This is a genomic window from Arthrobacter sp. R3-55 (assembly GCF_054161505.1).
Map to the genome: position 1 here is coordinate 1,629,749 of NZ_CP096423.1, position 13,751 is coordinate 1,643,499.

The 13,751-nt window shown below is 61.4% G+C and carries 7 protein-coding genes; 5 read left to right on the plus strand and 2 right to left on the minus strand.

Annotated elements, in window-relative coordinates:
- Positions 1-126 precede the first annotated feature (126 nt).
- The 4 genes from M1D51_RS07655 to M1D51_RS07670 are packed head-to-tail and all read left to right on the plus strand — an operon-like array spanning position 127 to position 8,496.
- Entirely contained in the window at positions 127-771 is a 645-nt protein-coding gene (locus tag M1D51_RS07655) for an SAF domain-containing protein (RefSeq protein WP_458109114.1), read from the plus strand.
- Positions 768-2,081, plus strand: a complete 1,314-nt coding sequence (locus tag M1D51_RS07660; protein ID WP_172325752.1) for an AAA family ATPase — start codon at positions 768-770, stop codon at positions 2,079-2,081. Before M1D51_RS07655 ends, M1D51_RS07660 begins: the two co-directional genes overlap by 4 nt.
- Before the next feature lie 57 nt (positions 2,082-2,138).
- Positions 2,139-6,995, plus strand: coding sequence for an NAD-glutamate dehydrogenase (locus M1D51_RS07665; RefSeq protein ID WP_458109115.1), 4,857 nt, complete (start codon positions 2,139-2,141; stop codon positions 6,993-6,995).
- Positions 6,996-7,026: 31 nt separating this feature from the next.
- Positions 7,027-8,496 (plus strand): sensor histidine kinase, encoded by a 1,470-nt coding sequence (locus tag M1D51_RS07670; RefSeq protein WP_026540059.1) that lies wholly within the window; start codon positions 7,027-7,029, stop codon positions 8,494-8,496.
- 107 nt (positions 8,497-8,603) lie between these two features.
- Here the strand turns inward: M1D51_RS07670 and M1D51_RS07675 are convergent, their stop codons facing one another.
- Positions 8,604-8,852: a WhiB family transcriptional regulator gene (locus M1D51_RS07675; RefSeq protein ID WP_003804966.1), complete on the minus strand. Its 249-nt coding sequence runs from the start codon at positions 8,850-8,852 to the stop codon at positions 8,604-8,606.
- 239 nt (positions 8,853-9,091) lie between these two features.
- On the opposite strand from M1D51_RS07675, the gene M1D51_RS07680 reads away from it, so the two are divergent.
- Positions 9,092-9,592, plus strand: coding sequence for a hypothetical protein (locus M1D51_RS07680; RefSeq protein ID WP_458109116.1), 501 nt, complete (start codon positions 9,092-9,094; stop codon positions 9,590-9,592).
- Here the strand turns inward: M1D51_RS07680 and M1D51_RS07685 are convergent.
- The gene (locus tag M1D51_RS07685; RefSeq protein ID WP_458109117.1) at positions 9,589-13,728 is read right to left on the minus strand and encodes an FtsK/SpoIIIE domain-containing protein; all 4,140 of its coding nucleotides are present in this window, start codon (positions 13,726-13,728) and stop codon (positions 9,589-9,591) included. The two genes, M1D51_RS07680 and M1D51_RS07685, sit on opposite strands and share 4 nt — an antisense overlap.
- Positions 13,729-13,751: the final 23 nt, after the last annotated feature.

Sequence of the window (13,751 nt, forward strand, 5' to 3'; positions counted from 1 at the left end):
TTGGTGCGTTTATCCACAGTTTTAGTCAGTTTGAGGTAGTTGGCCTTTGTCGAATGCGAGCGGACGGTAAGAATAAGGGGGCGGGTCCGACGACCATGCCTTGAGCTCACCGGGGGTAGCAGGAACATGGATCAAGTGGCAGCGGTTGCTGCAGCCAGATTGAAGAAGCCATCGTGGAAGGACCCACGGCTTCTCATTGGGATGCTGCTGATGTTTGTGTCCATTGGCGGCGTCGTGGCCTTGGTTGGGTCGGCGGACAGAACTACGCAGGTCTATAGTGCGCGCGAAGACATTGCCGTTGGCCAGGTAGTTACCGAAGCTGACGTCTCGATTGTCAATGTGCGCCTGGATGATATTGAGTCCGGATACATCACCGTAGAGGGTGGGCTGGACGAAGATCAGGTCGCCCTGCAGCGGGTGGCGAAAAGCGAGCTCGTTCCCAAGGGAAGCCTGGGAAAAGCTGATGCCCTGAACAGGAAGCCGGTCGCCATTTCCATGGAAGGAGAACTCCCTGCCCAGGCTGTCGGTGGTGCGCGCGTCGATGTCTGGGTTGCCTTACCGGGTACCAGCAGTGCTTTTGATGAGCCGCAATTGTTGTTGCCTGGCGCGGAAATTGCCGAGGTAGTTGCGGGCTCGGCGGCTTTGGGGGCCTCCAAGACAACTCAGGTACTGGTGCTCGTCACCGATGAGCAGATGCCCAAGTTGCTGGGTGCTCAAGCGAATAAGGCCAATATCTCCGTCGTGTGGAATCCTGCGGGCCGTAACCCATGAGCATTCCCGTAGTTACCGTGGGCCCTGCGCAGGAGGCTGTAGTGGGTGGGCTTGAGGGCCTGCACGGGCCGGTGACGGTGGTTCGCCGCTGTTCAGAACTTGCTGAGCTGATGGCCGCCTGCCAAAGCGGTCTTGCCATGGCGGCCGTTGTGGCGGAGGGCTGTGAGGAACTGACCACAACTTTGGTGGATCGCCTTGGCGCAGTAGGGGTCTCGATCGTGGCCCTGACGGATGACCCGTCCGAAGCGGTACGGCTGCACTCCATCGGAGTGGTTGTGGCGGCTTCCGGGATAGAGCCGTCCGCCCTCGCGACAAAAATATCCGAGGCTGTAGGTCGTGAGGACGCGCGCGGCCGCCTCGGCGCGGGCCAGGACGCAGGTTTCGCTGACGTTGGAGGTGGTGGGCTTTTAGTCCATCTTCCCGAACCTCCGGCGGACCCTTCTCCGGTAGATTTGGGCCAGGTTTATGCCGTATGGGGGCCTATTGGTTCGCCCGGCAGGACTCTACTGGCGGTCAACATAGCTGCTGAACTGGCAGCGGAGGGTAAATCCGTCATCCTGGTGGATGCCGACAGCTATGGTGCCAGCGTATCTGCTGTGCTTGGGCTGTTGGACGAAGCTGCAGGACTGGCCCAGGCCTGCAGGCTTGCGGACCAAGGGATGCTTGATACCAACGCCCTGAAGGCTGCGGCGACCCCCGTCTTTACCAAAGACGGCTCCTTTCGGGTGCTCAGTGGGACCACCCGCGCCGATCGATGGACGGAATTGAGGGCGGCTGCGCTCTCGCACGTTCTTGAGCGAGCCAAAGAAGTGACCGATGTCGTGGTGATCGATACCGGATTCTGCCTCGAATCCGATGAGGAGTTGAGCTTCGACACCATGGCTCCAAGGCGGAACGCAGCAACTCTGAGGAGCTTGGAAATGGCTGACGTTGTCTTCGCTGTGGGAGCAGCCGATGCAGTGGGAATACCCCGGCTGATAAGGGGCTTGGCTGAGATTGAAGCCGTTGTTCCAGGAGCGTCCCTTCGTGTGGTGCTCAATAAGGTCAAGCGGGCTGCCATCGGCCATGCGCCCGAGCAGCAACTGGCAGAAGCCTGGGATCGGTTCGGCCCGGGCCTGAGGATCGATGCCTACCTTCCTGCCGACCCAGTGGCATGCGATGCTGCCTTGCTTTCCGGCTCAGTCCTCCTGGAAATTGCGCCCGAGTCCGCACTGCGGCTCGCCATCGCCAATCTGGTCTGTGCGCCTGACCAGCAAAAAAGGAAATCCTTTGGCCGAAACACCAGAGCCGCACGCCTGCTTAAGCGCTAGGCTCAAAATGTGGGCTGCAGAGTCGCAGCAATCAACATGTGATGGAGGCGTTTGTAGATGTCGTCAGGATCCAGCGTGGAGGATCGGTCCGAAGCAACAGTTGTCCGTGAAGGGTTCTTCGGTGACTACTATGAACACCTCGCAGAGGAGGACGCCCGCGCATATTCGCCCGAGCTGCTGATATCGCGGGCAACGAATCACAAGAAAGTCGCGCAATCCCGCACGCCCGGAAATGCCGTCGTCGAAATTGCAGGCGAAACGGACCGAAGCGTCGTTTACATTGTCACGGACGACATGCCGTTCCTTGTGGACTCGGTCAACGCCGAACTCGTTCGCCAGAACTGTGCCATCCGGCTGGTCATGCACCCCTTGTTCGTCATCACCCGCGACCGCGTGTCCGGGGAACTGCGGAATATTTCCAGGGTTCCTTCCAACGTCGGGATATCCAGCGGTGATACCGCTGCGCTGCCAAGCGTGGCCCACCTCCTGGGCGACGATAACAACTCCTCGCACATGGAGTCGTGGATAGCTGTTGAAATCGACCGCGTGAACGATGACGCCCGCGCGGAACTGATCGAGGGACTGCAACGCGTCCTCGGCGATGTCAGGGCAGCAGTCGAGGACTGGCCCAAGATGCGCAGCAAAGCATTGGAACTGGCGGAAGCCCTTGGCGGCATCTCCCATCCCGAGCAAATTGCCGAACTCCGGCAAGCACAGGATCTTCTGCGCTGGCTGGACAACGGCAACTTCACTTTCCTCGGATACCGCGAGTACGACCTCGTGGAGCAGGACGGCGAGGACGTCCTCCAACTACGCGAAGACAGCGGCCTGGGCCTTTTGCGGGCAGGGGATACGACACGTCAGGTGCAGCACCTCACAGACGCCGGGCGTAAGCGCGCCCGTGAAAAGCGGGCCTTGGTCATCACCAAAGCCAACTCCCGGTCGACAGTGCACCGGCCGGCCTACCTCGACTACATCGGCGTCAAGAGCTTCGACGCCCAGGGCAACGTCAATGGGGAACGGCGTTTCATCGGGCTGTTCGCAACGAGTGCCTACACCGGTTCTGTGCGCAACATTCCCATTGTTCGCGACAAAGTGGACGCCGTGCTGCGGAACGCGGGATTCCCGATCGATTCCCACTCCGGTAAGGACCTCCTGGGTATCCTCGAGACGTATCCTCGCGACGAGCTGTTCCAAATCGAGATTCCGGACCTTGCCGCTACCGCAACCGGGATCCAACGTCTCCAGGAACGACGCCGTACAAAGTTGTTCCTGCGGCCCGACATTTACGGCCGCTTCATGTCGGCCGTGGTGTACTTGCCCCGCGACCGTTACACCACCAGCGTCCGCCTCCGGATCGAACAGGAACTTCGGGAGACCTTTCAGGCCGAGAGCATTGATTACGAGGCTCGGATCACTGAATCTGCCTTGGCCCGTGTTTTCTTCAGGATCCGGCTTCCGCGTACGGCTGAGCTGGCAGAAGTCAACGTTGCCGAACTTGAACACCGGCTCATGAGGGCGTCGCGCTCCTGGAGCGAAGGGGTTGCTGAGGTCCTCCGCGAGCACCGCCCGGCAGGAAGTGCCGATGTCTTGTCGGCGTTGTGGGCTGAGGCATTCCCGGCCGGGTATCGGGTGGACTATGAGGTCGAAGACGCCCTGGAGGACATCGAACGTTTCGAAAAGTACGGGGCCCAGGCTGAGAGGGCCGGGGAAACAACCAAGCAGGTCAAGCCCGGGGTTCACGTATATCTTCCTGAAGGTGCCGGTGAGGCTCTCGAGGAGGACGCTCGGGTCAAGCTCTACCTCATGGAGCCCAAGAGCTTGAGCCAGATCCTCCCGTACTTCCACAATCTTGGTCTCGAGGTTTTGGACGAACGCCCCTTCGAGATCGAAACCTCCGATCACCGTGACTTCTTCCTCTACGACCTCGGGCTCAAATACCCTGCCGGCGTGGACCCCCTTGCTACGGGGGAACTCCTGAGTGATTCCTTCGGAGCCGCCGTCACCGGAGCCGTGGAGTCGGATAACTTTGACCGGCTTGTACTGCGTGAAGGCATGCACTGGCGCCAGGTAGTGGTCCTCAGGGCTTACGCCAAATACATGCGGCAAATGGGCAATACCAACTCGTTTGGTTTCATCGCTGACACCCTTCTGGGCAACCCCGATGTCGCTCGTGGCCTGAATGCACTTTTCTCTGCGCGCTTTGATCCCGCTGTGCCGGAGGATCTTCGGCCCGAACGGCAGGCTGCGGCGAGGGCAAACCTGGCCGAGTCCATCGAACAGGTGGCAACGTTGGACGCTGACCGTGTGCTGCGTACCTTCGTGAACCTGATTGAGTCCACCCTGCGGACCAACTACTTCCAGAACAAGGAATACCTCAGCTTCAAGCTGGATCCAACCTCGATCGACGGGCTGCCCTTCCCCCGCCCGATGTACGAGATCTGGGTCTACTCACCCAGGGTTGAAGGCGTACATCTGCGCTTCGGAAAGGTAGCCCGAGGCGGTCTGCGCTGGTCCGACCGCCGGGAGGACTTCCGCACTGAAATCCTTGGACTGGTCAAGGCCCAGACAGTCAAGAACGCCGTGATCGTGCCGACAGGTGCCAAGGGTGGGTTCTTCGCGAAGAAGTTGCCCAACCCGGCAGTTGACCGTGCAGCGTGGATGGCCGAAGGCATCGAGAGCTACAAGACCTTTATCAGGGGCCTGCTGGATATCACGGACAACCTCGTGACCTCAGCGGACGGCGAAAGGCTGGTCCCGCCGTCGGACGTTGTCCGTCACGACGGTGATGATTCCTACTTGGTGGTGGCAGCCGACAAGGGAACAGCCACGTTCTCCGACACCGCCAACGGGCTCGCGGCCGAGTACGGTTTCTGGTTGGGCGATGCCTTTGCCTCCGGTGGTTCCGTGGGCTACGACCACAAAGCGATGGGCATTACGGCCCGAGGAGCGTGGGAATCGGTCAAGAGGCACTTCAGCGAACTTGATCTGGACACGCAGACCGAAGAGTTCACCGTAGTTGGCGTGGGCGACATGTCCGGCGACGTCTTTGGCAACGGAATGCTGCTCTCCCGGCACATCCGACTCCTGGCCGCGTTCGACCACCGCCACATCTTCCTCGATCCGGCACCTGATGCCGCGGCATCCTTCACGGAACGGCAGCGGCTTTTCGAGCTGCCCCGGTCCTCCTGGGATGACTACGACCGGTCACTCATCAGTGAAGGTGGAGGCGTCTACGCGCGCCAAGCGAAGACCATCCCGGTCTCCGACCAAGTCCGTAAGGCGCTGGGCCTGCCAGAGGGCACCACGCAGTTGAGCCCGCCGGAACTCCTTCGTGCCATTTTGCTGGCTCCGGCCGACCTCCTTTACAACGGCGGTATCGGCACCTACGTCAAGGCCAGCACCGAGACCCACGCAGCTGTTGGCGATAAGGCAAACGATGCCATCCGTGTGGACGGACGGGACCTGCGGGTCAAGGTTGTGGGCGAAGGCGGGAACCTCGGTTTGACGCAGCGTGGGCGCATCGAAGCCGCCCTCCAAGGCGTCATCCTCAATACCGATGCGATCGACAACTCGGCCGGGGTGGACTGTTCCGACCATGAGGTGAACATCAAGATCTTCGTGGATCGAATGGTGGCTGCCGGCAAGCTTGAGTCAGCAGAGCGGGCCGATTTCCTGGCCGCTATGACCGATGAGGTGGGGCGACTCGTCCTCCAGGACAACATCGACCAGAATATCCTGCTCCTGAATGATCGGACGCGGGTGGCGGAATGGAGCCCAAGCTACGAAAGACTGATGGATTGGTTGGAGAAGTCCGCCGACCTCAAGCGTGATCTCGAAGCCTTGCCCACCACGGAGACACTTCGGGCAAGGCTGGAGCAGGGCCAGGGTTTGACGTCGCCGGAGCTCGCAGTGCTGGCGGCCTACGCCAAGATCGAACTTGGTGCGGCGCTGCGTGAGAGCAACCTGGCAGACGATCCTTGGTTTGCCGACACCATCCGCAACTACTTCCCGAAGCAGTTGCGCGAGAAATTCGACGCCGAACTCGACACACACCCGCTGCGGCGCGAAATCATCGCCACGGTAGTGGCCAACGACATCATCAACCTTGGTGGTATCACCTTTGCCTTCCGGGCAATCGAAGAAACCTCGGCAAATGAGGTGGCGGTTGCCAAAGCTTTCGTGGCCTTGCGCGAAATATACGACCTCGACCCCATGGTGGAGGAGTTGAACGCACTCCCTGCGTCGTTCCCGACGGAACACTGGAGTGAAGTCCACCTGGACATCCGCCGGTTGCTCGACAGGGCTGTGCGTTGGGTCCTGGGGCAAGGGATGGCGTCGCAGCCGATTTCCGCGGTGGTGGAATCGTTCAAGCCGATGATGGCACCCTTGCGGGCCAAGCTGTTGGATTACCTCCGTGGCGAGGACAAGACCCGCATCTCAGGCTGGCTTGAGAAGGCGCGCAGCTGGGAACTGCCGGAGCACCTTGCCCACAGGTGGGCGGAACTGTTCGAAAGTTACGCGCTGTTGGATATCGCGAGGATTGCCCAGACCGGCGGCGGCAGCGTCGAAGAGGTTGCACACGTCTACTACACGGTGTTCAACCGCTTCCACGTCGATTCGCTGCTGGAGCGGATCAGTTCCCTCCCGCGTGATGATCGGTGGCAGGCATTGGCCAGGGCTGCCCTTCGCGATGACCTCTATTCAACCGTTGCGGATATGACGACGTCGGTGTTGGAGTCGACGGAGTCCGGAACCTCGGCGGAAGATCGCCTGAAGGCCTGGGAAGGGCAGAATGCCGAGCAATTGGGCAGGGCCAAGACCATGTTTGACGAGGTCAACGCGCTTGAAGCCGACGACATGGCTTCACTGTCGGTAGCATTAAGGCTCTTGAGGTCAATCGTTCGACGCTAGGGGCAATCCCGGCGTCGCAAATGGAGGTGCAGTGGCAATCTTTACAGACCCCATCAGGGAACACGCTGATTTCGGGCCTGGAGATGCCGAATGGCTGCACCTCCTCGTCGGTGACTGGCAGATGGTCGCCGACTTGGCATTCGCGGACCTCGCTCTTTGGTTCCCGCATCCGGAGTTCGGTTATATCGCCCTCGCCCACGTCCGTCCGTCGACATCACATACGGTGTTTCACGCGGACTTCGTGGGGGAGGGCATCCGTTCCGATCTTCGTCCGCTGGTGGATAAGGCATGGAACAGCCGCTCGATCGAACGATCCAGCGAAACGAGCTGGAGCAGCGAGATGGCGCTGCGGGTGGAAGCTGTGCCCATGGTTCGGAACGGCAGGACGCTGGCCGTAGTAACGTCCCACATGGATCTCTCCAGCTCCCGCATGCCCTCCAGGCTGGAACTGACGTATCGACAATGTGCCTACGACCTCCTGCGTATGGGAACCCTGGGACTGTGGCCCGACTTCGCTTCCCCCACGGGATCACGCCGCGGAGCACCGCGTGTGGGGGACGGACTTATCAGGCTCGATGCCGAAGGCATCGTTCAATATGCGAGCCCCAACGGCGTGTCAGCCTTCAGGCGCCTCGGCGAAGTCGAATCGCTGGAGGGCAGGTCCTTGGCGGAGGTGACGGCCGGTCTCCTCAAGGACCGCCGCATGGTGGACGAGACACTGCCTCTGGTGGTCACAGGACGAATGCCGTGGCGTAGCGAGATTGAGTCACGGGGCGTCAGCCTTTCCCTCCGAGCGATCCCCTTGCGCGACGAGCAACACCGTTTCGGTGCCCTGGTCCTATGCCGGGACGTCTCGGAACTACGCCGCCGGGAAATGGAACTCGTCACCAAGGATGCCACCATCCGGGAGATCCATCACCGGGTGAAGAACAACCTTCAAACTGTGGCGGCGCTGCTGCGGATGCAGTCGCGCCGAATGGTCAGTGACGAAGCGAAGCAGGGCTTGGAACAAGCCATGCGGCGCGTGGCAACCATCGCACTCGTCCATGAAACCCTGTCCCAAGGGCTGACGCAGAGCGTTGATTTTGACGAGCTGATCGGACGGCAGTTCCGGCTCTCTGCCGAGGTGGCGTCGCCGTCCCAACAAGTGCGAACAGAACGTTCAGGGTTGTTCGGCGAGTTGCCCAGTGATTTCGCCACACCCTTGGCCTTGGTCATCAACGAATTGGTGACCAACGCCGTGGAGCACGGCCTCGAGGGACGGACTGGAACTGTCTGGCTGTTGGCCGACCGGGCCGACGGAGACGGAAACGACGAATTCCTGACGGTCACCATTGCTGATGACGGCGTTGGCCTGCCGGATGGTCAGTACACCGAAGGCTTGGGCTTGCAGATTGTCCGCACGCTGGTGACGAGCGAGCTCGGAGGATCAATTCAGTGGAGCCCCCGCGACGGAGGGGGAACCGCCGTCGAAATTGTGCTGAACCTGGCCCGCGCTTAGGCGTTCGCTGTGCTTGACCGGGTGGGGCCGGGGAGAGCGCCACAATCCATGGCTTAACAAAGAAGGCCGCAGACCAATTGGTCTGCGGCCTTCTTTAATTCCGAGAACTAGGAAGCGCGGCGTGCGCGGGCAGCGCGACGCTTGAGAGCCCGACGCTCGTCTTCACTCATACCGCCCCACACGCCGGCGTCTTGCCCGGACTCCAAAGCCCACTGCAGGCAAGTGTCCACTACGGGGCAGCGGCGGCAGACGCTCTTTGCTTCCTCGATTTGCAGAAGTGCTGGTCCCGTATTGCCGACTGGGAAGAAGAGCTCCGGGTCCTTGTCGAGGCAGGCTGCGCGATTACGCCAATCCATGCTGATCAGTCACTCCATTCGTGAGAACTAGATAGGGCCTTTTGTGAAAACATTCACGAGAGGCTCCAAAGGAAAGGGGCCCGCATGGGCCCCCTTGGTCGTCTGAGTCAAGCGTTTCATGTTAACGCCTTGTAAACAAGGGGTGTTAGTGGTCGAAATGCCCGGAATCCGTGAGCGATGCATCACATCAGCCGCCAGTGCCCTCACTGCTAGATGACTATGTCCGGTAGTGTGCCAGTGTGTCAAGACCTCCCGTAAACCCAGCCCAACCCGCCTCCGGACCGGAGCGGGGAGAAGAATCCGACGCGCAGGCGCACAAGGAAACCAGTGGCACTGCCGGCGATCGCAGGCCCCGAGGTGTCGCCGTGATTTCGGCTGTTGTCCTGCTCGAAGCCCTCGCGCTGATGGCGGCCGCTGCCTGGTACGCGTACCAGTTGCTTACCGGTGCGCCGGTGCTGACCTTCTGGGGCGCCGTTTTCACGCTGGGGCTGCTCCTGGCATTCTCACTGTGGTTGTTCGCGGTGGGGCATTACCTGTTCCGCGGATACAGATGGACCCGGGCGGCTGCGTTGGTGGCGCAGTTATTCGTTTTGACCATCGGCTTTCCGACGATGACGGGCGGGCTTGTACTGCCGGGCCTGGCAATGATCATCCCTGCCGTTGCGGCGATCGTTTTCCTTTTCCACAAGGACGTCATTGCTTACGCCTCACGCACGGGCGGCACCACCGGGGTACTCTAGTCGGCCTCTAAAGGGGAACTGTCGGGCTCTGACGCGGAACTGAGGTCATCACGGGCAGGGATCCCCGTTGTGAGAACCGCTTGAAAAGGCAGAACTTCTCCTCCGTCTATCAGATAGCCGCGCCCGGGGCGCGTTGGGCGCTCTGTTTCCAGGCGCACTCCGAGGAGATCGCCATCGTGCGGTGTTCCCGGTGCCAGGATCAAGCCCATCCTTGAAGTCTGGACTTCCCGTGCCAGCGGCAATTGCTGGATCAGCGCCGGACCGGGAGTGGCTGTCATGACGACGCCCCGGACCCTTCCAAGCAATGCAGTGAGTGCTTGGCGCCCCGGGGCCTCCAGCGAATCAGCGTCGTCCACCAGCAGGACGCTCTCCGGGTCCAGATCTCCTGCATCCTGCGCAGCCGAGGACCAGAAACGGTCCGCAGACGTTCCAGCTGGCGGGAAAACCCAGGAAACAGAAGGATTCAGGCGGCGGAGTGATGCCAAAGCGGCACTCTTTCCGGATCGATGGCTGCCGAGGATGATGCTGGCACCGTGAAGTTGGAGGGGCAGCGAAACAGGCTGCGCTTCATCCCCTCCAACACCGACCCAGAGAGGGCCGCCTGCTTGCTGTCGGGCAGCTTCCGTCACCGACGATGACATGAGTCCCTTGCTGAATTCCTGTTCATCCAGCCGATCAGGCAGGGGTCGCAGGCTGAAAGGCGGTTTTCGGAGTGGGAAGGGCACGAAAGGCCAGCGTCCCGTTTCGGGCGCTGCGCGGAACTGCGTGACCACAACATCTCCGCCGACGAAGTTCCCTGTGGCGACGGCGCGCCCTGCAATGGCTTCCACCTCCGGAAGACGCGGCCAATGGAACCGGGCCTCGTCCGTAGAGCCTGCAGGAAAATAGGCCCGGTTCTGAATCGCGGCAAAGAAGCGCGAACTGACCAATTCCCGCCCGCCGCAGATCAAAACCGCGATGCCGAGCGACCGGCCATCCCGCACGATGTCCTGCACGAGGCTTTCTGCCCAGCCCAGGGGCCCTGCGCGGAAGGACGTCGCCCAGGAGCACCACCCTGTAATGATCAAAGCCAGGGGTTCAGCGGCGTTGGCAGCGTCGCTGCTGGTGCGTCGCCGATCCATCTCCTCGGCAAGGCGTTTCAAGACACGCGCCGCAAGGGGCAATTGGTGCAGGCCGACGAGGGCTCCCATCCTTTCGTGTCCTGCGAGATCGCCCAGTATTCCGGCCGCGTCCAGGACGTAGGGATGAGGCTGGGGACCTTGGGCCGCCAGCATGGCCGAAACTGCCCGGAAGCAGGAGTGCATGCCGCTCGAAGCGCTGCCGATCATGGCAAGGTGTCCTTGTTCTGCCGGCACCCATTGCAGGTTCTCTACGGTTTGCCGCGTGGGTTTGTCGGCCAATGCCAGCGGTCCAACACTCCATGCCGCTGTTCCAGTGACGGGGGAAGGGGCGTCCAGCGGAAAAAGTCCGGTGGTCCAGGGAATTGCGGACGGCAGGGGAGGGGCCACGGGGTAGCGGGGGAGATGGCTGCCCTGCCGCTGCCAGGCATCCTGTACAGCCATAACAAGTCGCCTGACACCGTCATCGCGGTGGGCAACCTGTTGTTTGGCCATCTCGTGGGGCGGCGAGCCCTGATGGCTTGAACCGGTGGTCAGTGCCTGGGTGGTGCCCAGGACGAGCTGCGGGGAGCCGACGGCAGGGCCATCAATGGCATTGGGATCATTGGATATCGTCAAGGACGCGGCCTGGAATTCCTCCGGTTCGCTTGGGGCCCGGACCAGAAAGGCTCTTCCCGGGGTATCCGGACGTATGGAGGCAGCCACCTTGGAATTGATGATATCCACTGATTCTGCTGCAGATTGCACCCTCAGGGCGATACTGGAGGCAACGTTTGCCCGGATGTCGGCAGTCAATGCCCCTTGAGGCCTCTGTGTCGCCATCACGAGGTGGATTCCCAGTGAGCGGCCGATGGTGGCGATCCTCATGAGCTCACGAAGGGCGCCGGGAGCCTCGTCAATGAGCATTCGGAACTCGTCGATGACCAACACCAAGTGTGGAACTGCCGGATACGTCCTCGATGCAGCGCGGTGGTATTCGTCCAGATCCGTCGCGTCAGCAGCAGCGAAAAGCTCCTCGCGGTACCTGATCTCGCCCCGGAGCGATGCCAGAGCGCGATCCAAGTGGTGCCCGCCAAGGTCGGTCAGGAGGCCGACGCAGTGGGGCAGGCCTGCTAGCGGCCGTAAACCCGAGCCGCCTTTGAAATCAACGAAGAGAAAGATTGCTTGCTCCGGGGAGTACGTCAAGGCCATGGAAGCAACGAGGGTCCTCAGGAGCTCCGACTTTCCAGAGCCCGTGGTACCGGCCACCAGGAGATGCGGGCCGTCGCGCTTGAAGTCGAAGACCACGGCTCCCTGCGGACCCTGGCCCAAAACCGCCCTGAGCCCGAGCACCTTGGCAGTCTCCTCCCAGCGGAGGGCAACCCTTCGTGTCCCATACGGAAGCAGTGCATTCAGTGCGCACTGTTCAGGAACAGATTGCTGTTTTTCGGCGCCGACTTGGTGGGTTTGCGCCATGGACCGGCAGAATGCGTCGAAAACGCTGACCGGGACGAGGTCCGGCACAAAAATCCTGCGCTGGCCGTGCACGTTCAGTGTTCCTGTAGTTCCTGACTGGGAAAGTTCGATCGAGGGGCCGGATTGTTCAGCAGGCGTGCCGCATTGAAGCACCTGCCACCCACTGTGGTGTGCGGCGTCCAGAGTCAACGACAAGGCGCCCTCGTCTTCACCCGCCGGTTCATCGACGATGAGCAGCCTCCCATGGACACTGCCGCTCAATTGGCCAATGGCTGTGATGGCCGCCCTGTGCGTCGCCGCAAGAGTTACCCTCGGGAGGAACCTGGCACTTAAAGGCAACCTTCCGACGCTCCCGACTACGACGACGTGTGTCTGCACGGCGCATGGGAAGGCGGCCATTTGCATCATCACGAAACGCAGCAAGGAATCAACGTGGTCTGGAGGCCCGCCAAGGGCCACCACAGGAAGTTGCGGGTCTAAAGCCACTGCCACTGATCCGATCTCCGGTGCACGGAATATCGGGTCATCGGGTACCAGCCGGATGTTTGCCGACGCATTCGCCGTGCCCAGCCGGATCCAGCTGCTGGAAGCTTCGGTGACGGTTCCGCCGGGTAAACCTCCAAGAGATTGGGAAGAAGGCAAATCGGATTGACCCTGTGCTGAGTAGCGGGCCAGCGCTACTGATCTGCCGGACGCAGCCACAGCCAGTTCTGCAGCTGAGGGAGAGCATCGTTGGCGGCGGATCAGGTCTTCCTTGACGGCGTGTGCCACGGCCAATCCCCGTTCGCGGCGGCTCTTGCGTCCGGTCATAAAGGGGACCAGGAGGCTGACCGCAGAAATGACGGTGAAACCCAGGTACATCCACATCCCCGTGGCAAGGGCCAATCCGACGCCGGCAATCAACGGCAGCCCGGCGGTCAGGATGATCGCCGCACGGTTTCCTTGCCGCCCAGCGTGCGGCACCTCTAGGGGTTCTTCCACAGAACGACCGGCATCCCGCGAAATTTCCGGAACTGGACCCCGCTCCGTGACCACGGAGAACACACTGTTGCCGCAAAGAATTCTTGATGCCGAGGTCACGGACGCTCTTCGGGCCGGCCGTCCATCGACCAGGACCGGGTTGCCGGCCCCGACGCCGGTCAGGGTCATGGCCGTGCTGGAAACATCCAGTACAGCGTGCTCCCTGGACATACCGGGATCCGGGATGGAAACCTCAACTTTTCCGCGGCCTAGCCGGAACCGGCCTCGATGAACACGGTAAACCAAGCCGGCGCCGGGACCCGAATGAGTGAGCAGCATGAGTGGCGCTGGCTCCGGATCAGAGACATGGTGCGGGGCGGGCCCATCGACGATGACAGCGCCGGCCACCAGTGGAGGGCTGCCGACGGTTAGAGCTGTTATGTTCTGCCCGTCCACCGCCAATAATCCAGTCCCGCGCTCTTGCCTAAGAATCGACTGTAGATGGGCTCCGGACGTCCCCGGGGATACCTTGATGGTCAGTTCCTCCGGTGCCGAAAACTGCGCGGCTGCCGGCCCCCTTACCAAGGTGCACTCCAAAGTCATGGCTTCCGTCTTTCCCGTGTTCT